This window comes from Citrobacter sp. RHBSTW-01013 (assembly GCF_013781985.1).
GTDB classification, from domain to species: domain Bacteria; phylum Pseudomonadota; class Gammaproteobacteria; order Enterobacterales; family Enterobacteriaceae; genus Citrobacter; species Citrobacter braakii.
The window spans coordinates 4,842,907-4,865,007 of record NZ_CP056185.1 but is presented as its reverse complement, the minus strand read 5'-3'; the positions used below and the strand labels follow the sequence as shown (position 1 = coordinate 4,865,007).

General features: G+C 53.7%; 14 protein-coding genes, 1 tRNA gene and 3 rRNA genes. 15 read left to right on the top strand and 3 right to left on the bottom strand.

What is annotated here, in order from left to right:
- The first annotated feature begins 42 nt into the window (after window positions 1-42).
- The 5 genes from hemE to HV350_RS23260 all read left to right on the top strand — a co-directional run bounded on the left by hemE (window position 43) and on the right by HV350_RS23260 (window position 3,584).
- Window positions 43-1,107, top strand: coding sequence for a uroporphyrinogen decarboxylase (gene hemE / locus HV350_RS23280; RefSeq protein ID WP_181629407.1), 1,065 nt, complete (start codon window positions 43-45; stop codon window positions 1,105-1,107).
- Between the two features lie 9 nt (window positions 1,108-1,116).
- Window positions 1,117-1,797: a deoxyribonuclease V gene (gene nfi / locus HV350_RS23275; RefSeq protein WP_101701279.1), complete on the top strand. Its 681-nt coding sequence runs from the start codon at window positions 1,117-1,119 to the stop codon at window positions 1,795-1,797.
- Between the two features lie 33 nt (window positions 1,798-1,830).
- Entirely contained in the window at window positions 1,831-2,421 is a 591-nt protein-coding gene (locus tag HV350_RS23270) for a YjaG family protein (protein WP_003842015.1), read from the top strand.
- 186 nt (window positions 2,422-2,607) lie between these two features.
- On the top strand, window positions 2,608-2,880 hold the full coding sequence (gene hupA / locus HV350_RS23265) for a nucleoid-associated protein HU-alpha (protein ID WP_001044509.1): 273 nt from the start codon (window positions 2,608-2,610) through the stop codon (window positions 2,878-2,880).
- 11 nt (window positions 2,881-2,891) lie between these two features.
- Window positions 2,892-3,584, top strand: a complete 693-nt coding sequence (locus tag HV350_RS23260) for a DUF1481 domain-containing protein (RefSeq protein ID WP_047359007.1) — start codon at window positions 2,892-2,894, stop codon at window positions 3,582-3,584.
- A gap of 59 nt (window positions 3,585-3,643) precedes the next feature.
- Here HV350_RS23260 and zraP read toward each other — a convergent pair whose 3' ends face one another.
- A complete protein-coding gene (gene zraP, locus HV350_RS23255; RefSeq protein ID WP_016155316.1) occupies window positions 3,644-4,084 on the bottom strand; it encodes a zinc resistance sensor/chaperone ZraP in 441 nt (146 codons plus the stop codon).
- Between the two features lie 264 nt (window positions 4,085-4,348).
- On the opposite strand from zraP, the gene zraS reads away from it, so the two are divergent.
- Window positions 4,349-5,734, top strand: a complete 1,386-nt coding sequence (zraS, locus tag HV350_RS23250; RefSeq protein ID WP_047416004.1) for a two-component system sensor histidine kinase ZraS — start codon at window positions 4,349-4,351, stop codon at window positions 5,732-5,734.
- A 5-nt stretch (window positions 5,735-5,739) separates the two neighbouring features.
- The gene (zraR, locus tag HV350_RS23245) at window positions 5,740-7,065 is read left to right on the top strand and encodes a sigma-54-dependent response regulator transcription factor ZraR (RefSeq protein WP_049043230.1); all 1,326 of its coding nucleotides are present in this window, start codon (window positions 5,740-5,742) and stop codon (window positions 7,063-7,065) included.
- Here zraR and purD read toward each other — a convergent pair.
- Together purD and purH are read right to left on the bottom strand one after the other, a co-directional pair.
- Entirely contained in the window at window positions 7,062-8,351 is a 1,290-nt protein-coding gene (gene purD, locus HV350_RS23240; protein ID WP_181598672.1) for a phosphoribosylamine--glycine ligase, read from the bottom strand. The two genes, zraR and purD, sit on opposite strands and share 4 nt — an antisense overlap.
- Before the next feature lie 15 nt (window positions 8,352-8,366).
- Window positions 8,367-9,956, bottom strand: coding sequence for a bifunctional phosphoribosylaminoimidazolecarboxamide formyltransferase/IMP cyclohydrolase (purH, locus tag HV350_RS23235; protein WP_019078474.1), 1,590 nt, complete (start codon window positions 9,954-9,956; stop codon window positions 8,367-8,369).
- Between the two features lie 619 nt (window positions 9,957-10,575).
- Between purH and HV350_RS23230 the strand changes: the two genes are divergently transcribed.
- The 8 genes from HV350_RS23230 (at window position 10,576) to aceK (ending at window position 22,098) form a co-directional block, all read left to right on the top strand.
- Window positions 10,576-12,117: ribosomal RNA gene (locus HV350_RS23230) — 16S ribosomal RNA — on the top strand.
- A gap of 85 nt (window positions 12,118-12,202) precedes the next feature.
- Window positions 12,203-12,278: transfer RNA gene (locus HV350_RS23225), tRNA-Glu, on the top strand.
- A 220-nt stretch (window positions 12,279-12,498) separates the two neighbouring features.
- Window positions 12,499-15,405, top strand: a 23S ribosomal RNA gene (locus HV350_RS23220).
- Window positions 15,406-15,503: 98 nt separating this feature from the next.
- Window positions 15,504-15,619, top strand: a 5S ribosomal RNA gene (gene rrf, locus HV350_RS23215).
- Together the 16S, 23S and 5S rRNA genes with 1 tRNA gene alongside form the textbook arrangement of a ribosomal RNA operon.
- 509 nt (window positions 15,620-16,128) lie before the next feature.
- Entirely contained in the window at window positions 16,129-17,058 is a 930-nt protein-coding gene (metA, locus tag HV350_RS23210) for a homoserine O-succinyltransferase (protein ID WP_016155321.1), read from the top strand.
- A 268-nt stretch (window positions 17,059-17,326) separates the two neighbouring features.
- Window positions 17,327-18,928 (top strand): malate synthase A, encoded by a 1,602-nt coding sequence (gene aceB, locus HV350_RS23205; protein ID WP_181629405.1) that lies wholly within the window; start codon window positions 17,327-17,329, stop codon window positions 18,926-18,928.
- Window positions 18,929-18,963: 35 nt separating this feature from the next.
- Window positions 18,964-20,268: an isocitrate lyase gene (aceA, locus tag HV350_RS23200; protein WP_016155323.1), complete on the top strand. Its 1,305-nt coding sequence runs from the start codon at window positions 18,964-18,966 to the stop codon at window positions 20,266-20,268.
- Between the two features lie 102 nt (window positions 20,269-20,370).
- On the top strand, window positions 20,371-22,098 hold the full coding sequence (gene aceK, locus HV350_RS23195; protein ID WP_016155324.1) for a bifunctional isocitrate dehydrogenase kinase/phosphatase: 1,728 nt from the start codon (window positions 20,371-20,373) through the stop codon (window positions 22,096-22,098).
- Window positions 22,099-22,101 lie beyond the last annotated feature (3 nt).

Below are 22,101 nucleotides of genomic sequence, written 5' to 3'. Positions count from 1 at the left end.
ACACATGTTACACTGGCGTGAAATAGCTCAAGGAATGGAAAAATGACCGAACTGAAGAACGATCGTTATCTGCGTGCGCTGCTGCGCCAACCCGTTGATGTCACTCCGGTATGGATGATGCGCCAGGCGGGCCGCTATCTACCGGAATATAAAGCCACGCGCGCCGAAGCGGGCGATTTTATGGCGCTGTGCAAAAATGCCGAGCTGGCCTGCGAAGTCACGCTGCAGCCGCTGCGTCGCTATAAGCTTGATGCGGCGATCCTCTTTTCGGATATCCTGACGATTCCCGATGCGATGGGACTTGGGCTGTATTTTGAAGCCGGAGAGGGCCCACGCTTTACCTCACCGATCGTCAGCAAGGCTGACGTCGACAAACTGCCGATCCCGGACCCGGAAGATGGACTGGGTTATGTGATGAATGCGGTGCGCACTATCCGCCGTGAACTGAAAGGCGAAGTGCCGCTGATCGGCTTCTCCGGTAGCCCGTGGACACTGGCGACCTATATGGTCGAAGGCGGCAGTAGTAAGGCCTTCACCGTGATTAAAAAGATGATGTACGCCGATCCAAAGGCGCTGCATCTGCTGCTTGATAAGCTGGCGAAGAGCGTCACTCTGTACCTGAACGCGCAGATCAAAGCGGGCGCGCAGTCGGTAATGATTTTCGACACCTGGGGCGGTGTGCTGACCGGTCGCGACTATCAGCAGTTCTCCCTGTACTACATGCACAAAATCGTCGACGGCCTGATGCGCGAGAACGAAGGTCGTCGCGTACCGGTGACGCTGTTCACCAAAGGCGGTGGTCAGTGGTTGGAAGCGATGGCGGAAACCGGCTGTGATGCGTTAGGTCTGGACTGGACCACTGACATTGCCGATGCGCGTCGTCGTGTAGGTCATAAAGTGGCACTGCAGGGCAATATGGATCCGTCCATGCTGTATGCGCCGCCAGCCCGCATCGAAGAAGAGGTGGCGACGATTCTGGCCGGTTTTGGTAAGGGTGAAGGCCATGTCTTTAACCTGGGCCACGGCATTCATCAGGATGTCCCGCCAGAGCATGCGGGTGTCTTTGTGGAGGCGGTACATCGGTTGTCTGAACAGTACCACCGCTAAGGAGTCATTATGGATCTTGCGTCATTACGCGCACAGCAGCTTGAACTGGCCTCTTCAGTGATCCGCGAGGATCGCCTGAGGAGCGATCCGCCGGATCTGATCGGCGGGGCGGATGTTGGGTTCGAGCAGGGGGGCGAAGTGACGCGAGCCGCGGTGGTCTTACTGAAGTACCCCTCGCTGGAACTGGTTGAATACAAGGTGGCGCGAATCGCCACCACCATGCCCTACATTCCTGGCTTTCTCTCCTTTCGCGAAACACCCGCGCTGATGGCCGCCTGGCAGCAGCTTTCGCACAAGCCTGATCTGCTGTTCGTTGACGGTCACGGGATCTCTCACCCTCGCCGTCTGGGCGTGGCCAGCCATTTTGGCCTGCTGGTGGATGTCCCGACGATTGGCGTGGCGAAAAAACGGTTGTGCGGCAAGTTTGAGCCGCTCGCCGCCGAACCCGGAGCGTTAGCGCCGTTGTTGGATAAAGGTGAACAGCTGGCATGGGTTTGGCGCAGCAAAGCACGCTGTAACCCGCTGTTTATCTCTACGGGCCATCGCGTGAGCCAGGACAGCGCGTTAGCGTGGGTACAACGCTGTATGAACGGCTATCGTCTGCCGGAACCAACACGCTGGGCAGATGCGGTGGCATCCGAACGCCCTGCTTTTACGCGGCTTGCAGCAAAAACGCCCCATATCGGGTAAACTGCCGCTAATTTCCGTATTTGAGAACTCATCATGTTACAAAATCCGATTCACCTGCGTCTGGAGAAGCTGGAAAGCTGGCAGCACGTCACGTTTATGGCCTGTCTGTGCGAACGCATGTACCCCAACTACGCCATGTTCTGTAAGCAAACCGAATTTGGCGATGGACAAATTTACCGCCGAATTCTGGATTTGATTTGGGAAGCGCTGACGGTTAAAGACGCGAAAATCAATTTCGATAGCCAGTTGGAAAAATTTGAAGAGGCTATTCCTTCAGCAGACGATTACGATCTGTACGGCGTTTATCCGGCGATTGATGCCTGTGTGGCATTAAGCGAACTGATGCATTCGCGTCTTAGCGGTGAAACGCTGGAACATGCAATTGAGGTTAGTAAGGCTTCGATTACGACGGTGGCGATGTTGGAAATGACCCAGGCTGGTCGCGAAATGACCGATGAAGAGCTCAAAGAGAACCCGGCCGTTGAGCAAGAATGGGATATTCAGTGGGAAATTTTCCGACTTTTAGCCGACTGTGAAGAACGCGATATTGAGCTGATAAAAGGGCTTCGTGCAGACCTGCGCGAGGCTGGCGAGAGCAATATTGGTATAAATTTTCAGCAATGACACCATAAAACGTGATTTAACGCCTGATTTGTCGTGCCTGAAGGCTTCCCATCCGCCCCCGGTCTGGTCTACATTTGGGGGGCGAAAAAAAGTGGCTATCGGTGCGTGTATGCAGGAGAGTGCTTTTCTGGCATTTCCGTCGCACTCGATGCTTAGCAAGCGATAAACACATTGTAAGGATAACTTATGAACAAGACTCAACTGATTGATGTAATTGCAGACAAAGCAGAACTGTCTAAAACACAGGCTAAAGCTGCTCTGGAATCCACTCTGGCTGCTATTACTGAGTCTCTGAAAGAAGGCGATGCTGTACAACTGGTTGGTTTCGGTACCTTCAAAGTGAACCACCGTGCTGAGCGCACTGGCCGCAACCCGCAGACCGGTAAAGAAATCAAAATTGCCGCAGCTAACGTACCGGCATTTGTTTCTGGTAAAGCACTGAAAGACGCGGTTAAGTAATTCGCGTGGCAGTGAACAGTTTTATCGAAGGGGCGGTTTCGCCCCTTTTGTCCATCTGGCGTCATTCGCTTTGGCTTTCAGGTGTGCTGTTACTGTCTGCCTGTAGTCGCCACTCTGAGCTTCCTCCGTTCACGGCCAGCGGCTATGTTGGCGATCAGGGGGCGGTACGCATTTGGCGTAAAGATTCCAGCGACGATGTTCACTTGCTCTCGGTATTTAGTCCGTGGCGTAAAGGCGATACCACCACCAGTGAATACCGCTGGCAGGGTGATTCGCTCTCGCTGATAGAACTCAACACTTACAGTAAACCACCGGAACATGTCCGTATACGCTTCGATGACCGGGGCGAACTGAGTTTCATGCAGCGTGAAGTCGATGGGCAAAAGCAGCAGCTTTCCAGCGATCAAATTGCGCTTTACCGCTATCGTGCCGATCAAATCCGCCAGACCAGCGATGCGTTGCGTCAGGGACGGGTGATATTGCGTCAGGGGCGCTGGCATGCGAATAACACAGTCACGACCTGTGAAGGTGAAACACTGAAGCCCGATCTGGAATCGTGGGCGATAAACCACATTGAGCGCCGCCAGAGCCATTCATCTGTAGAAGTGAGTGTGGCATGGCTGGAAGCGCCCGAAGGGTCGCAGCTACTGCTGGTCGCTAATGAAGATTTTTGTCACTGGCAGCCTACTGCCAAAACCTTCTGAAAACCTGATGCCAGGACATCGGGCCAGATAAGGTGAAGCCGTCATCCGGCAAAAACCGTTTACCAGTGGCCCATTCCCATATGGCCGCCGCGATGGTTACCGCCACCGCCGCACCCGCCGTAGCCCATTCCCGCTCCGCGAGGTACGCCTGCCTGGGCCATTGCGACATCGCGTTTAACGCGCTGCTCATCCAGTGACTGATTCAACGCCTCCATCTCTTTTGCCACGGCATTAATTTTTGCAGTGTCCGGCGAGCTGGCTGTTAGCAACGCGTTGTACTCATAACGTTTAGAGGTCAGCTGTTGGCGCAAGGCGTTGGTCTGCGAGTAGTAATCGTCATAGATTTTCTGCGCGGTAGCCTGCTGCTCAGTGGTCATTGGCGTACCGCCTCGTTGCTGCATTCCATCACCATATCCCCAGTGATTCTGCGCCAGCGCCGGGGTAGAGCCCAACGCGATAAGAGAGAGTGCAATCAGCGCCAGTTTGTTGTTCCGTTTCATGGGTCGTTCTCCTGTTGGTTAGATTACATTTCCTATTGCATCTTCCGTGCCAAAGCGGCAATCCCGCTCCCGCGGGCGTTGTAGTCGTGGCCTTCACAGGGCGACGAGTAAAAATGACTCGCCAGAACGCGCAGGCGGGTCATTTTTACCCGCTACTTTCAGCGGTTTGTGTCTGAGGGCAGGGTTATCACTGAGAAAAAATGGCATGATTTCTGCTGTATACCTGCAACGATGAAAGGAACAGGTGGGATAAAGGGAGAGCGTATGCGTCTTTATAAGGACACGGCGGCCAAGTGGTTGAGCCGACTCTTGCTGGCGGCAATCCTGATTTTGGTCGGTTGGTTTTCGATTATGACCATTCGGGACTATGGGCGGGAAAGCGGCGCCGCGCGGCAAACGCTACTGGAAAAAGGCAGCGTGCTCATCCGCGCTCTGGAGTCTGGTACGCGCGTAGGTATGGGGATGCGCATGCATCATGCTCAACAGCAGACGCTGCTGGAGGAAATGGCCGTACAACCAGGCGTGCTATGGTTTGCCGTCGTTGACGATCATGGCGTTATTATTACGCACAGCAATTCCGCGATGGTCGGTAAAACGCTCTATTCACCGGATGTCCTGCGGCAACTAAGCCCCGGGGAACAAGAAAGCTGGCGGAATATTGACATGCCTACGGGGGACGGTGAAAAAACACCGGTCCTGGAAATTTATCGTCAGTTTCAGCCGATGTATGGTCCAGGACGTCATGGCATGGCGCGCTGTGCCAGCAATGACGGACAGCTTATCCCCCCCGCACAAACCATATTTATCGCTTTTGATGCCAGCGATCTGGCTGCGACTCAGGCAAGAGAGTGGCGTAACACCCTGATCGTCCTGTCTGCGCTGGCGGCCGTGCTGCTGGCCACTGTGCTGACGTTCTTCTGGTATCAACGCTATCAGCGCTCGTACAAAGAACTGCAGGATGCGATGAAGCGTAAAGAAAAACTGATGGCGCTCGGGCATCTGGCGGCCGGGGTCGCGCATGAGATTCGAAACCCGCTTTCATCGATCAAAGGTTTAGCGAAATATTTTGCCGAACGAACTCCGGTTGGTGGTGAGTCGCATGAGCTGGCGCAGGTGATGGCGAAAGAGGCGGACCGTTTAAATCGGGTGGTGAGTGAGCTGCTGGAGCTGGTGAAACCTGCGCATCTGACGCTGCAACAGGTGGATCTCAATGAGGTCATCACCCACTCATTAAACCTGGTGAGTCAGGATGCGGCAAGCCGGGAAATCCAGCTACGTTTTTCGGCCAGTTCCACGCTGCCCGCTATTCAGGCCGATCCCGACCGACTGACTCAGGTTCTGTTGAATCTGTATCTGAACGCCATTCATGCGATTGGTCGTCAGGGCACGATTACGGTTGAAGCGAGTGAAAGCAGCGGCGATCGCGTTAAAATCGTGGTTATTGATAGCGGGAAAGGGATTGCAGCGGAACAGCTGGAGGCCATTTTTACGCCTTACTTCACGACTAAAGCGGATGGAACCGGCCTTGGGCTGGCGGTAGTGCAGAACATAATTGAACAGCACGGTGGTACCATTCATGTGGCAAGTGTTGAGGGCAAAGGCGCAACCTTTACCCTCTGGCTGCCGACCAACGCGAAACAACAGGATTAACAAGGATGACGCGCGGAAAAATCAATATTCTGGTGGTAGATGACGATATCAGCCACTGCACCATTTTACAGGCGCTGCTGCGCGGCTGGGGTTATGAGGTCGCGCTGGCCTATAGCGGGCAAGCGGCACTGGAACAGGTGCGTGAACGCGTATTTGATTTAGTGCTGTGCGATGTGCGTATGGCGGAGATGGACGGCATCGCAACGCTGAAAGAGATTAAAGCGCTGAATTCGGCGATTCCGGTATTGATCATGACGGCGTTCTCCAGCGTGGAGACCGCCGTTGAGGCACTGAAAACCGGTGCGCTGGACTACTTAATCAAGCCGCTGGATTTTGATCGCCTGCAGGAGACGCTGGAAAAGGCGCTGGCGCATACGCGGGAAACGGGCGCTGAACTGCCGTCAGGGTCGGCTGCGCAGTTTGGCATGATTGGCAGCAGTCCGGCGATGCGGCAGTTGATCAATGAAATCGCGATGGTTGCGCCCTCGGATGCAACGGTGCTCATTCACGGAGACTCTGGTACGGGGAAAGAGCTCGTGGCCCGGGCGCTGCATGCCAGCAGTGCCCGCTGTGATAAACCGCTGGTGACGCTGAACTGTGCGTCGCTTAATGAATCGCTGCTGGAATCCGAACTTTTTGGTCATGAGAAAGGCGCGTTTACCGGCGCGGATAAGCGGCGGGAAGGGCGCTTTGTGGAAGCCGAAGGCGGCACGTTATTTCTTGATGAAATTGGCGATATCTCACCGCTAATGCAGGTGCGTCTGCTGCGGGCTATCCAGGAGCGGGAAGTGCAACGGGTTGGCAGCAACCAGACTATTGCGGTTGATGTCCGGCTGATCGCCGCCACACATCGCGATCTGGCGGAGGAAGTGAACGCCGGGCGCTTTCGTCAGGATCTCTACTATCGCCTGAACGTCATCACTATTGAAATGCCTGCGCTGTGCCAGCGTCGGGAAGATATTCCGCTGCTGGCCGAACATTTTCTCCAGCGTTTTGCCACACGTAATCGAAAAGCGGTGAAAGGCTTTACTCCGCAGGCGATGGATCTGCTGATCCACTATGACTGGCCGGGCAATATCCGTGAGCTGGAAAATGCGATTGAGCGTTCGGTGGTGCTGCTAACGGGGGAATATATTTCCGAACGCGAGCTGCCGATGGCGATTGCCGCGACACCGATAAAAACGGAATACAGTGGCGAGATCCAACCGCTGGTGGATGTCGAAAAAGAAGTGATTCTGGCGGCGCTGGAAAAAACGGGCGGCAATAAAACCGAAGCCGCCCGTCAGTTAGGTATTACGCGCAAAACGCTGCTGGCTAAGCTCAGCCGTTAGTTTTGCTCACGTTCGATGGCGCGCCAGCCGATGTCGTTACGGCTGAAGCTGCCGTCCCAACGGATGTCGGTCATCAGGGCGTAGGCACGCTGCTGCGCCTCGGCAACGGTGTTGCCCAGCGCGGTGGCGCACAGGACGCGACCGCCGTTGGTCAGCACGCGATCGTCAGCAGACAGTTTGGTGCCCGCGTGGAACACTTTACCGTCAGCGACTTCTTCCAGCGGCAGGCCGTGGATCTCATCGCCAGTATTGTAGTTGCCCGGATAACCGCCCGCGGCAATCACTACGCCCAAAGAGGCGCGTTCGTCCCACTCAGAGGTTTTCTCATCCAGCTTGCCGTCACAGGCGGCAAGGCACAGCTCCACCAGATCCGATTTCATACGCAGCATAATCGGCTGGGTTTCCGGATCGCCGAAGCGGCAGTTGAACTCGATAACCTTCGGGTTGCCCTGTTTGTCGATCATCAGACCCGCGTACAGGAAACCGGTGTAAGTGTTCCCTTCCGCCGCCATGCCTTTTACGGTTGGCCAGATGATGCGTTCCATGGTGCGCTGATGAACGTTATCAGTCACCACCGGTGCAGGTGAGTAAGCGCCCATACCGCCGGTATTCGGACCGGTATCGCCGTTGCCCACGCGTTTGTGGTCCTGGCTGGTGGCCATTGGCAGCACGTGCTCGCCGTCAACCATCACGATAAAGCTCGCTTCTTCACCGTCGAGGAACTCTTCGATCACGATACGGTGGCCCGCATCGCCAAAAGCGTTACCTGCCAGCATGTCATGAACAGCGGCTTCGGCTTCCTCCAGCGTCATCGCGACGATAACGCCTTTACCGGCGGCCAGGCCGTCGGCCTTGATAACGATCGGCGCGCCTTTCTCACGCAGATAGGCCAGCGCAGGCTCAATCTCGGTGAAGTTCTGATACTCCGCCGTTGGAATGTTATGACGGGCAAGGAAATCTTTGGTGAAGGCTTTGGAGCCTTCCAACTGCGCTGCACCTTCGGTTGGGCCGAAGATTTTCAGACCGGCGGCGCGAAACGCATCGACCACGCCAATTACCAGAGGCGCTTCTGGGCCAACGATGGTCAGATCGATCTTCTCATTCTGGGCAAAGCTCAGCAGCGCCGGAATATCGGTCACGCCGATTGCCACGTTTTGCAGCGCAGGTTCCAGCGCGGTGCCCGCGTTGCCTGGTGCAACAAATACCGTTTCGACTTTTGGCGACTGCGCCGCTTTCCAGGCCAGCGCGTGTTCGCGCCCGCCGTTGCCAATCACTAATACTTTCATCGTCTGCTCCGTGGATTAATGGCGGAAGTGGCGCATGTCGGTGAACACCATCGCTATGCCGTGCTCGTCGGCGGCAGCAATGACTTCATCATCACGGATAGAACCGCCCGGCTGGATCACGCAGGTCACACCAGCGGCGGCGGCGGCATCAATCCCATCGCGGAACGGGAAGAAGGCGTCGGATGCCATAGAGGAACCTTGAACTTCCAGACCTTCGTCGGCGGCTTTAATTCCGGCGATTTTTGCGGAATATACGCGGCTCATCTGGCCTGCTCCTATGCCGATAGTCATGTTCTCTTTGGCGTAAACAATGGCGTTGGATTTTACAAATTTAGCTACTTTCCAGCAGAACAGCGCATCGCGCAGTTCCTGTTCGGTCGGCTGACGTTTGGAAACTACGCGCAGTTCACCTTCGCTCACCATACCCAGGTCACGATCCTGAACCAGCAGACCGCCGTTAACGCGTTTGAAGTCCAGGCCCGGCACACGTTGTGCCCACTGACCGCAGGTCAGCACGCGGACGTTCTGTTTGGCGGCGGTGATTTTCAGTGCGTCTTCGGTTGCGGATGGCGCGATGATCACTTCCACGAACTGACGGGAAATGATGGCTTGAGCAGTTTCGGCATCCAGTTCGCGGTTGAAGGCGATGATGCCGCCGAACGCGGAGGTCGGGTCGGTTTTATAGGCGCGGTCGTAAGCATCGAGAATAGAGGTACTGACTGCCACGCCGCACGGGTTAGCGTGTTTGACGATCACACAGGCTGGCTCGTTGAATTCTTTTACGCACTCCAGCGCCGCATCGGTATCGGCGATGTTGTTGTAGGAAAGTGCTTTGCCCTGTACCTGCTGCGCGGTGGCAACGGACGCTTCTTTAACATTCTCTTCTATATAGAAGGCAGCCTGTTGGTGGCTGTTCTCGCCGTAGCGCATATCCTGCTTCTTAATGAAGTTCAGGTTCAGTGTACGTGGAAAGCGACCGGCGGCTTCTTTGCTTTCGCCGTGGTAGGCCGGAACCATGCTACCGAAGTAGTTGGCAATCATGCTGTCGTAAGCGGCGGTGTGTTCAAAGGCTTTAATCGCGAGATCGAAACGCGTGTCGAGGGTCAGAGAACCGTCGTTGGCATCCATCTCTTTAATAATGGCGACGTAGTCGCTGCTCTTCACAACGATAGCCACATCTTTATGGTTCTTGGCAGCGGAACGCACCATCGTCGGGCCGCCGATATCAATGTTTTCTACCGCATCTTCCAGCGAGCAGCCTTCACGGGCAACGGTCTCGGCGAACGGGTACAGGTTAACAACCACCATGTCGATAGGTGCGATGCCGTGCTGTTCCATAATCCCGTCGTCCTGACCGCGACGACCAAGAATGCCGCCATGGACTTTCGGATGCAGGGTCTTTACGCGTCCATCCATCATTTCCGGGAAGCCGGTGTAATCGGAAACTTCGGTCACTGGCAGGCCTTTCTCAGCCAACAGGCGCGCAGTGCCACCTGTAGACAGCAGCTCCACACCGCGTGCGGAAAGTGCCTGAGCGAATTCGATGATACCGGCCTTGTCAGAAACACTGAGCAGAGCGCGGCGGACTGGACGACGTTGTTGCATGGTAAATCCCCTGGATTTGACTATTACAGAGAGCGTTAGGTGAATTCTTGGCTAAAAACTCAGCTAACGCCCCTTACGGGGCATCCTTGTTGTGCGGGGGCATTGTAACGAAAACGTTTGCGCAACGCTCGCGAATTTTTAATTTTCGATTTTGACCTCTTCTTTTTCCGTTGAAGGATGCTCATATAAACAGAGAAGTGCACAAACGGTCGCGTGGTTTGTGGATAACTCTGTGTGTAAATGGGTATAAGGCGGGGTTTTGCTGTGGAATGCAGCGGTCAGTCATTTTTCTGCAATTTAAGGGTTGCGGGCCGCGGGAAACTCCCTATAATGCGCCTCCATCGACACGGCGGATGTGAATCACTTCACACAAACAGCCGGTTCGGTTGAAGAGAAAAACCTGAAAATGAGGGTTGACTCTGAAAGAGGAAAGCGTAATATACGCCACCTCGCGACAGAGCGCTAAAGCGCGTCGCAACCGCTCTTTAACAATTTATCAGACAATCTGTGTGGGCACTCGAAGATACGGATTCTTAACGTCGCAAGACGAAAAATGAATACCAAGTCTCTGAGTGAACACGTAATTCATTACGAAGTTTAATTCACGAGCATCAAACTTAAATTGAAGAGTTTGATCATGGCTCAGATTGAACGCTGGCGGCAGGCCTAACACATGCAAGTCGAACGGTAGCACAGAGGAGCTTGCTCCTTGGGTGACGAGTGGCGGACGGGTGAGTAATGTCTGGGAAACTGCCCGATGGAGGGGGATAACTACTGGAAACGGTAGCTAATACCGCATAACGTCGCAAGACCAAAGAGGGGGACCTTCGGGCCTCTTGCCATCGGATGTGCCCAGATGGGATTAGCTAGTAGGTGGGGTAACGGCTCACCTAGGCGACGATCCCTAGCTGGTCTGAGAGGATGACCAGCCACACTGGAACTGAGACACGGTCCAGACTCCTACGGGAGGCAGCAGTGGGGAATATTGCACAATGGGCGCAAGCCTGATGCAGCCATGCCGCGTGTATGAAGAAGGCCTTCGGGTTGTAAAGTACTTTCAGCGAGGAGGAAGGTGTTGTGGTTAATAACCGCAGCAATTGACGTTACTCGCAGAAGAAGCACCGGCTAACTCCGTGCCAGCAGCCGCGGTAATACGGAGGGTGCAAGCGTTAATCGGAATTACTGGGCGTAAAGCGCACGCAGGCGGTCTGTCAAGTCGGATGTGAAATCCCCGGGCTCAACCTGGGAACTGCATCCGAAACTGGCAGGCTAGAGTCTTGTAGAGGGGGGTAGAATTCCAGGTGTAGCGGTGAAATGCGTAGAGATCTGGAGGAATACCGGTGGCGAAGGCGGCCCCCTGGACAAAGACTGACGCTCAGGTGCGAAAGCGTGGGGAGCAAACAGGATTAGATACCCTGGTAGTCCACGCCGTAAACGATGTCGACTTGGAGGTTGTGCCCTTGAGGCGTGGCTTCCGGAGCTAACGCGTTAAGTCGACCGCCTGGGGAGTACGGCCGCAAGGTTAAAACTCAAATGAATTGACGGGGGCCCGCACAAGCGGTGGAGCATGTGGTTTAATTCGATGCAACGCGAAGAACCTTACCTACTCTTGACATCCAGAGAACTTAGCAGAGATGCTTTGGTGCCTTCGGGAACTCTGAGACAGGTGCTGCATGGCTGTCGTCAGCTCGTGTTGTGAAATGTTGGGTTAAGTCCCGCAACGAGCGCAACCCTTATCCTTTGTTGCCAGCGGTTCGGCCGGGAACTCAAAGGAGACTGCCAGTGATAAACTGGAGGAAGGTGGGGATGACGTCAAGTCATCATGGCCCTTACGAGTAGGGCTACACACGTGCTACAATGGCATATACAAAGAGAAGCGACCTCGCGAGAGCAAGCGGACCTCATAAAGTATGTCGTAGTCCGGATTGGAGTCTGCAACTCGACTCCATGAAGTCGGAATCGCTAGTAATCGTGGATCAGAATGCCACGGTGAATACGTTCCCGGGCCTTGTACACACCGCCCGTCACACCATGGGAGTGGGTTGCAAAAGAAGTAGGTAGCTTAACCTTCGGGAGGGCGCTTACCACTTTGTGATTCATGACTGGGGTGAAGTCGTAACAAGGTAACCGTAGGGGAACCTGCGGTTGGATCACCTCCTTACCTTAAAGAAACGTTCTTTGTAGTGCTCACACAGATTGTCTGATGAAAAGTAAATAGCAAGGCGTCTTGCGATTGAGACTTCAGTGTCCCCTTCGTCTAGAGGCCCAGGACACCGCCCTTTCACGGCGGTAACAGGGGTTCGAATCCCCTAGGGGACGCCACTTGCTGGTATGTGTGAGTGAAAGTCGCCGACCGAAGTATCTCAAAACAGACTTTCGAGTCTCGTTTGAGATATTTGCTCTTTAAAAATCTGGATCAAGCTGAAAATTGAAACGACACACTGTTTCATTTCTCCGTAAACAAGAAATGAAAAGCGGTGTGTTCGAGTCTCTCAAATTTTCGCAACACTGAAATGTTTTACGAAACATCTTCGGGTTGTGAGGTTAAGCGACTAAGCGTACACGGTGGATGCCCTGGCAGTCAGAGGCGATGAAGGACGTGCTAATCTGCGATAAGCGTCGGTAAGGTGATATGAACCGTTATAACCGGCGATTTCCGAATGGGGAAACCCAGTGTGATTCGTCACACTATCATTACGTGAATACATAGCGTAATGAAGCGAACCGGGGGAACTGAAACATCTAAGTACCCCGAGGAAAAGAAATCAACCGAGATTCCCCCAGTAGCGGCGAGCGAACGGGGAGCAGCCCAGAGTCTGAATCAGCATGTGTGGTAGTGGAACGGTCTGGAAAGTCCGGCGATACAGGGTGACAGCCCCGTACACAAAAGTGCATGTGTTGTGAACTCGAAGAGTAGGGCGGGACACGTGGTATCCTGTCTGAATATGGGGGGACCATCCTCCAAGGCTAAATACTCCTGACTGACCGATAGTGAACCAGTACCGTGAGGGAAAGGCGAAAAGAACCCCGGCGAGGGGAGTGAAAAAGAACCTGAAACCGTGTACGTACAAGCAGTGGGAGCCTCTTTATGGGGTGACTGCGTACCTTTTGTATAATGGGTCAGCGACTTATATTCTGTAGCAAGGTTAACCGAATAGGGGAGCCGAAGGGAAACCGAGTCTTAACTGGGCGTTAAGTTGCAGGGTATAGACCCGAAACCCGGTGATCTAGCCATGGGCAGGTTGAAGGTTGGGTAACACTAACTGGAGGACCGAACCGACTAATGTTGAAAAATTAGCGGATGACTTGTGGCTGGGGGTGAAAGGCCAATCAAACCGGGAGATAGCTGGTTCTCCCCGAAAGCTATTTAGGTAGCGCCTCGTGAATTCATCTTCGGGGGTAGAGCACTGTTTCGGCTAGGGGGTCATCCCGACTTACCAACCCGATGCAAACTGCGAATACCGAAGAATGTTATCACGGGAGACACACGGCGGGTGCTAACGTCCGTCGTGAAGAGGGAAACAACCCAGACCGCCAGCTAAGGTCCCAAAGTCATGGTTAAGTGGGAAACGATGTGGGAAGGCACAGACAGCCAGGATGTTGGCTTAGAAGCAGCCATCATTTAAAGAAAGCGTAATAGCTCACTGGTCGAGTCGGCCTGCGCGGAAGATGTAACGGGGCTAAACCATGCACCGAAGCTGCGGCAGCGACACTATGTGTTGTTGGGTAGGGGAGCGTTCTGTAAGCCGTTGAAGGTGTGCTGTGAGGCATGCTGGAGGTATCAGAAGTGCGAATGCTGACATAAGTAACGATAATGCGGGTGAAAAACCCGCACGCCGGAAGACCAAGGGTTCCTGTCCAACGTTAATCGGGGCAGGGTGAGTCGACCCCTAAGGCGAGGCCGAAAGGCGTAGTCGATGGGAAACAGGTTAATATTCCTGTACTTGGTGTTACTGCGAGGGGGGGACGGAGAAGGCTATGTTAGCCGGGCGACGGTTGTCCCGGTTTAAGCATGTAGGCGGAGATTCCAGGTAAATCCGGAGTCTTGTTAACGCTGAGGTGTGATGACGAGGCACTACGGTGCTGAAGTAACAAATGCCCTGCTTCCAGGAAAAGCCTCTAAGCATCAGGTAACACGAAATCGTACCCCAAACCGACACAGGTGGTCAGGTAGAGAATACCAAGGCGCTTGAGAGAACTCGGGTGAAGGAACTAGGCAAAATGGTGCCGTAACTTCGGGAGAAGGCACGCTGATATGTAGGTGAAGTGATTTACTCATGGAGCTGAAATCAGTCGAAGATACCAGCTGGCTGCAACTGTTTATTAAAAACACAGCACTGTGCAAACACGAAAGTGGACGTATACGGTGTGACGCCTGCCCGGTGCCGGAAGGTTAATTGATGGGGTTATCCGTAAGGAGAAGCTCTTGATCGAAGCCCCGGTAAACGGCGGCCGTAACTATAACGGTCCTAAGGTAGCGAAATTCCTTGTCGGGTAAGTTCCGACCTGCACGAATGGCGTAATGATGGCCAGGCTGTCTCCACCCGAGACTCAGTGAAATTGAACTCGCTGTGAAGATGCAGTGTACCCGCGGCAAGACGGAAAGACCCCGTGAACCTTTACTATAGCTTGACACTGAACACTGGTCCTTGATGTGTAGGATAGGTGGGAGGCTTTGAAGTGTGGACGCCAGTCTGCATGGAGCCAACCTTGAAATACCACCCTTTAATGGCTGGTGTTCTAACGTAGACCCGTAATCCGGGTTGCGGACAGTGTCTGGTGGGTAGTTTGACTGGGGCGGTCTCCTCCTAAAGAGTAACGGAGGAGCACGAAGGTTAGCTAATCCTGGTCGGACATCAGGAGGTTAGTGCAAAGGCATAAGCTAGCTTGACTGCGAGAGTGACGGCTCGAGCAGGTGCGAAAGCAGGTCTTAGTGATCCGGTGGTTCTGAATGGAAGGGCCATCGCTCAACGGATAAAAGGTACTCCGGGGATAACAGGCTGATACCGCCCAAGAGTTCATATCGACGGCGGTGTTTGGCACCTCGATGTCGGCTCATCACATCCTGGGGCTGAAGTAGGTCCCAAGGGTATGGCTGTTCGCCATTTAAAGTGGTACGCGAGCTGGGTTTAGAACGTCGTGAGACAGTTCGGTCCCTATCTGCCGTGGGCGCTGGAGAATTGAGGGGGGCTGCTCCTAGTACGAGAGGACCGGAGTGGACGCATCACTGGTGTTCGGGTTGTCATGCCAATGGCATTGCCCGGTAGCTAAATGCGGAAGAGATAAGTGCTGAAAGCATCTAAGCACGAAACTTGCCCCGAGATGAGTTCTCCCTGACCCTTTAAGGGTCCTGAAGGAACGTTGAAGACGACGACGTTGATAGGTCGGGTGTGTAAGCGTAGCGATACGTTGAGCTAACCGATACTAATGAACCGTGAGGCTTAACCTTACAACGCCGAAGATGTTTTGGCGAAAGAGACATCGAAATTCAGCTTGATTACAGATTACATCGACAGACCCGAGAGGTGTGTTGATAAACAGAATTTGCCTGGCGGCTGTAGCGCGGTGGTCCCACCTGACCCCATGCCGAACTCAGAAGTGAAACGCCGTAGCGCCGATGGTAGTGTGGGGTCTCCCCATGCGAGAGTAGGGAACTGCCAGGCATCAAATAAAAGCAAAAGGCCCGGTCGAAAGACCGGGCCTTTTGTTTTATCTGTGGTCTGTCGGTGAGTGCTCTCCTGAGGAGGACAAATCCGCCGGGAGCGGATTTGAACGTTGCGCAGCAACGGCCCGGAGGGTGGCGGGCAGGACGCCCGCCATAAACTGCCAGGCATCAAACAAGTGAAGAAGCCCATCCTGCCGGATGGGCTTTTTTGCGTCTGCAGGGAGTGAGAACTGCCGGATGCAGCGTACCATTTTATCCAGCCCATACTGTTGTAACCGGTGTTCAGGCCTGAGAAGCGCAGCACACCTGGCTCTCCCGGCAGCACATTGCCTGTTGCGCGAACGACGAATAGCATTCTCCTTTTTTCTTTACTGCACTAATCTACAGCAAGGAGCCGTGAAACTTTCTCAACTTGAGGATGCAGGCTCGACATTCGCATGATTCCTGGGTATCTTCAGCTATCTGGATGTCTAAACGTTTAAACGTATGTAGTGAGGTTATCAGGTTATGCCAATTCGCGTGCAGGACGAGCTACCCGCCGTCAATTTCTTGCGTGAGGAAAACGTCTTTGTGATGACGTCATCTCGCGCTTCCGGTCAGGAAATTCGTCCACTGAAGGTGCTCATCCTCAACCTGATGCCCAAGAAGATTGAAACGGAAAACCAGTTCCTGCGTTTACTCTCTAATTCACCGTTGCAGGTAGATGTTCAGCTATTGCGCATTGATGCCCGCGAGTCACGCAACACCCCTACGGAGCATCTGAATAACTTTTACTGTAATTTCGAGGATATCTGCGATCAGAACTTTGATGGACTGATCGTGACCGGCGCGCCGTTGGGTCTGGTTGAATTTAATGACGTGGCTTACTGGCCGCAGATTAAACAAGTGCTTGAATGGGCGAAAGATCATGTTACATCGACGCTCTTTGTCTGTTGGGCGGTGCAAGCCGCATTGAATATCCTGTACGGAATTCCCAAGCAAACCCGTACGGATAAACTCTCAGGCGTCTATGAGCACCATATTCTTCATCCTCATGCGCTGCTGACGCGTGGATTTGATGATGCGTTCCTGGCTCCGCATTCGCGCTATGCCGATTTTCCTGCTGCCCTTATCAGGGACTACACCGATCTCGAGATTTTTGCCGAAACAGAAGAGGGAGATGCCTACCTGTTTGCCAGCAAAGATAAACGTATCGCCTTCGTAACGGGCCATCCTGAATATGACGCCCATACACTCGGCAGTGAATATTTTCGTGACGTCGAAGCGGGCTTAACGCCGGAAGTGCCCTATAACTACTTCCCAAAAGATGACCCGCAAAATAAACCGCGGGCAACCTGGCGTAGCCACGGCAATCTGTTGTTTACCAACTGGCTCAACTATTACGTTTACCAGATCACGCCATATGATCTGCGTCACATGAATCCAACGCTGGATTAATCTTCTGTAACAGACGATCCTTAAGCGTTTCAGCATGTTGAATCAGGCACCTTCGGGTGCCTTTTTTATTTCCGAAACGCACCTCAATGTGTAATTAAATTTTATTTATATTGTTATCAATAAGTTAATTGATAATTAAATTAAAAATGGAAATTGTTTTTGATTTTGAAATTTAAATGAGTAGTCTTAGTTGTGCTGAACGAAAACCGCACAACGATCCTTCGTTCGCATTGGGGATGTGTTTGGATCAATGACGAGGAACTACGCAATGAATCAACAGGCAACGACAACCGATGAACTGATCTTCACCAGGCCGCGTGGCGAACAGGAACAGCAGATTCTGACCGCTGAAGCGGTGGAGTTTCTGACCGAGCTGGTGACAAGATTTACGCCAAAGCGGAATAAACTTCTGGCTGCACGTATCCAGCAGCAGCAGGATATTGATGACGGTAAGTTGCCTGACTTTATTTCGGAAACAGCTTCCATTCGCGAAGGTAACTGGAAAATTCGTGGTATTCCTGATGATTTACTGGATCGCCGTGTAGAGATTACCGGACCGGTTGAGCGCAAGATGGTTATCAACGCGCTGAACGCGAACATCAAAGTCTTTATGGCTGATTTTGAAGATTCGCTGGCTCCTGAGTGGAACAAAGTTATCGACGGGCAGATCAACTTGCGCGATGCAGTCAATGGCACCATTAGCTACACCAACGAAGCCGGTAAAATTTATCAACTCAAACCCAATCCGGCCCTGTTAGTGTGCCGCGTTCGCGGTCTGCACCTGCCGGAAAAACACGTCACCTGGCGTGGCGAATCGATCCCGGGCAGCCTGTTCGACTTCGCCCTCTATTTCTTCCACAACCACAAAACGTTGCTGGCAAAAGGCAGTGGCCCTTATTTCTATCTACCCAAAACGCAGGCCTGGCAAGAAGCGGCATGGTGGAGTGAAGTGTTCAGCTATGCAGAGGATCGCTTTAATCTGCCGCGCGGCACAATTAAAGCGACCCTGCTGATTGAAACGCTGCCAGCCGTTTTCCAGATGGACGAAATTCTGCACGCGCTGCGTGACCACATTGTGGGCCTGAACTGCGGTCGCTGGGACTATATTTTCAGTTATATCAAAACCCTGAAGAACCACCCGGATCGCGTGTTGCCGGACCGTCAGGTGGTGACGATGGATAAGCCATTCCTCAGTGCGTATTCGCGTCTGCTGATTAAAACCTGTCATAAACGCGGCGCGTTCGCGATGGGCGGCATGGCCGCGTTCATTCCCAGCAAAGATGCGGAACGTAACAACCAGGTTCTGACCAAGGTAAAAGCGGACAAAGCGCTGGAAGCCAATAACGGTCATGACGGCACATGGATTGCCCATCCAGGACTGGCAGATACCGCAATGGCGGTGTTCAACGACGTACTCGGTGAAAACAAAAATCAGCTGTTCGTGACCCGTGAAGAAGATGCGCCGATTACCGCAGAACAATTGCTGGCACCCTGTGAAGGTGAGCGTACTGAAGAAGGTATGCGTGCCAACATTCGTGTCGCGGTGCAGTACATCGAAGCGTGGATCTCCGGTAATGGCTGCGTACCGATTTATGGTCTGATGGAAGATGCGGCCACCGCCGAAATCTCTCGTACTTCCATCTGGCAGTGGATCCACCACCAGAAAACGCTCAGCAACGGCAAACCGGTTACCAAACCGTTGTTCCGCCAGATGCTGGCCGAAGAGATGTTGGTGATTCAGGACGAACTGGGCGAACACCGCTACAGCAGCGGGCGTTTTGACGATGCCGCGCGCCTGATGGAGCAAATCACCACTTCCGACGAGTTAATTGACTTCCTGACGTTACCGGGCTACCGCCTGTTGGCCTAATTTACCCACAATTTATCCTAATGGAGCATCTGCACATGAAAACCCGTACTCAACAAATCGAAGAATTACAGAAAGAATGGACTCAACCGCGCTGGGAAGGCATCACCCGCCCCTATAGCGCGGAGGAAGTGGTGAAATTACGTGGCTCGGTCAACCCGGAATGCACGCTGGCGCAGCTTGGCGCGGCGAAAATGTGGCGTCTGCTACACGGCGAATCGAAGAAAGGTTATATCAACAGCCTCGGTGCGCTGACTGGTGGTCAGGCGCTGCAGCAAGCGAAAGCTGGTATTGAAGCGGTCTACCTTTCAGGCTGGCAGGTGGCGGCAGATGCCAACCTGGCGTCCAGCATGTATCCGGATCAATCGTTGTATCCAGCGAACTCCGTTCCGGCGGTGGTGGACAGGATCAACAACACATTCCGTCGTGCCGATCAGATCCAATGGTCAACCGGTATTGAGCCGAACGATCCGCGCTATGTGGATTACTTCCTGCCGATCGTTGCCGATGCGGAAGCGGGTTTTGGCGGGGTACTGAACGCGTTTGAACTGATGAAATCGATGATTGAGGCTGGTGCAGCGGCCGTTCACTTCGAAGATCAGCTCGCATCGGTGAAAAAATGTGGTCACATGGGCGGCAAAGTCCTGGTGCCGACTCAGGAAGCTATCCAGAAACTGGTGGCAGCCCGTCTGGCTGCAGACGTTATGGGTGTTCCGACGCTGGTGATTGCGCGTACCGATGCTGACGCAGCCGATCTGATTACGTCTGATTGCGACCCATACGATAGCGAGTTCATCACTGGCGAACGTACCAGCGAAGGGTTCTACCGTACGCATGCGGGCATTGAGCAGGCGATCAGCCGTGGTCTGGCTTACGCACCGTATGCGGATCTGGTGTGGTGTGAAACCTCCACGCCGGACCTCGAACTGGCGAAGCGCTTTGCCGATGCTATTCATGCGAAATTCCCAGGCAAACTGCTGGCCTACAACTGTTCGCCATCGTTTAACTGGCAGAAAAACCTGGATGACAAAACCATTGCCAGCTTCCAGCAACAGCTGTCCGATATGGGTTACAAATACCAGTTCATTACGCTGGCGGGTATTCACAGCATGTGGTTCAACATGTTCGACCTCGCGCATTCCTATGCGCAGGGTGAAGGCATGCGCCACTACGTTGAGAAGGTTCAGCAGCCGGAATTTGCGGCGGCTAAAGATGGTTACACCTTCGTGTCCCATCAGCAGGAAGTAGGGACAGGCTACTTCGACAAAGTAACCACCATCATTCAGGGTGGCACTTCTTCAGTGACCGCGCTGACCGGCTCGACTGAAGAATCGCAGTTTTGATCAATGCCCGGTGGCGCTGCGCTTACCGGGCCTACGAAGGGATGTAGGCCGGATAAGCGAACGCGCCATCCGGCATGACATTGTGCCGGATGGGAGAAATTGATGACGCGTGGCCTGGAATTACTGATTGCTCAGACGATTTTGCAAGGTTTCGACGCCCAGTACGGGCGTTTTCTGGAAGTGACATCCGGCGCGCAGCAGCGTTTTGAACATGCCGACTGGCACGCGGTTCAGCAGGCGATGAAAAGCCGTATCCACCTTTACGATCATCATGTGGGTCTGGTGGTGGAGCAACTGCGCTGCATTACTGACGGCAAAAGTACCGACGCGGATTTTTTACTTCGCGTGAAAGAGCATTACACCCGGCTATTGCCAGATTACCCGCGCTTCGAGATTGCGGAGAGTTTCTTTAACTCCGTCTATTGCCGGTTATTTGACCACCGCTCGCTGACTCCCGAGCGACTGTTTATTTTCAGCTCTCAGCCAGAGCGCCGTTTTCGCACGATCCCACGCCCGTTGGCGAAAGACTTTTTTCCCGATACCGGCTGGGAGTGGCTGCTTACGCGCGTCCTCAGCGATCTGCCCTTGCGTCTGCCGTGGCAGAACAGACATCGGGATATCCACTACATCATCGAACACCTGACCGAAACGCTGGGGGCGGATGTGTTGCAGCGCAGTCATTTGCAGGTGGCGAACGAACTGTTTTATCGCAACAAGGCCGCCTGGCTGGTCGGTAAGTTGAATACCCCTTCCGGGACGCTGCCGTTTTTACTGCCAATTCACCGTACTGACGAGGGTGAACTGTTTGTCGATACCTGCCTGACCACGACGGCGGAAGCCAGTATCGTGTTTGGCTTCGCCCGCTCGTATTTTATGGTTTACGCCCCACTGCCCGCCGCGTTAGTGGAGTGGCTGCGCGAGATCCTGCCCGGTAAAACCACCGCTGAATTGTATATGGCGATCGGCTGTCAGAAACACGCGAAGACCGAAAGTTACCGCGAATATCTGCTCTATCTTGCCCATTGCGATGAGCAATTTATCGAAGCGCCGGGGATCCGCGGCATGGTGATGCTGGTATTTACCCTGCCAGGCTTCGACCGCGTCTTTAAAGTCATCAAAGACAAATTTGCGCCGCAAAAAGAGATGTCGGCCGCCCACGTCCGCGCCTGTTATCAACTGGTCAAGGAGCACGATCGTGTCGGGCGGATGGCTGATACTCAGGAGTTCGAGAACTTTGTGCTGGATAAACGGCAAATCGATCCGTCGCTGATGGCGCTGTTGCTACAGGAAGCCCCGGAAAAAATTACCGATCTCGGCGAGCAGATTGTCATTCGCCATTTGTATATCGAACGACGGATGGTGCCGCTGAATATCTGGCTGGAGCAGGTCGAAGGCCAGCAACTGCGCGATGCTATTGAAGAGTACGGCAATGCCATTCGTCAGCTGGCCGCCGCCAATATTTTCCCCGGCGATATGCTGTTTAAGAACTTCGGCGTGACTCGCCACGGGCGCGTGGTGTTCTACGACTACGATGAAATTTGCTACATGACGGAGGTGAATTTCCGTCATATCCCGCCGCCGCGTTACCCGGAAGATGAGATGAGCGCTGAACCGTGGTATAGCGTATCGCCGGGGGATGTCTTCCCGGAAGAGTTTCGTCACTGGCTATGCGCTGACCCGCGTATCGGGCCGCTATTTGAAGAGATGCATGCTGACCTGTTCAGTGCCGACTACTGGAGAGGTCTGCAAACGCGGATCCGTGAAGGACACGTGGAAGATGTTTACGCCTACCGGCGCAAACAGCGGTTTTGCATCAGATTTGCGGCTTGATGC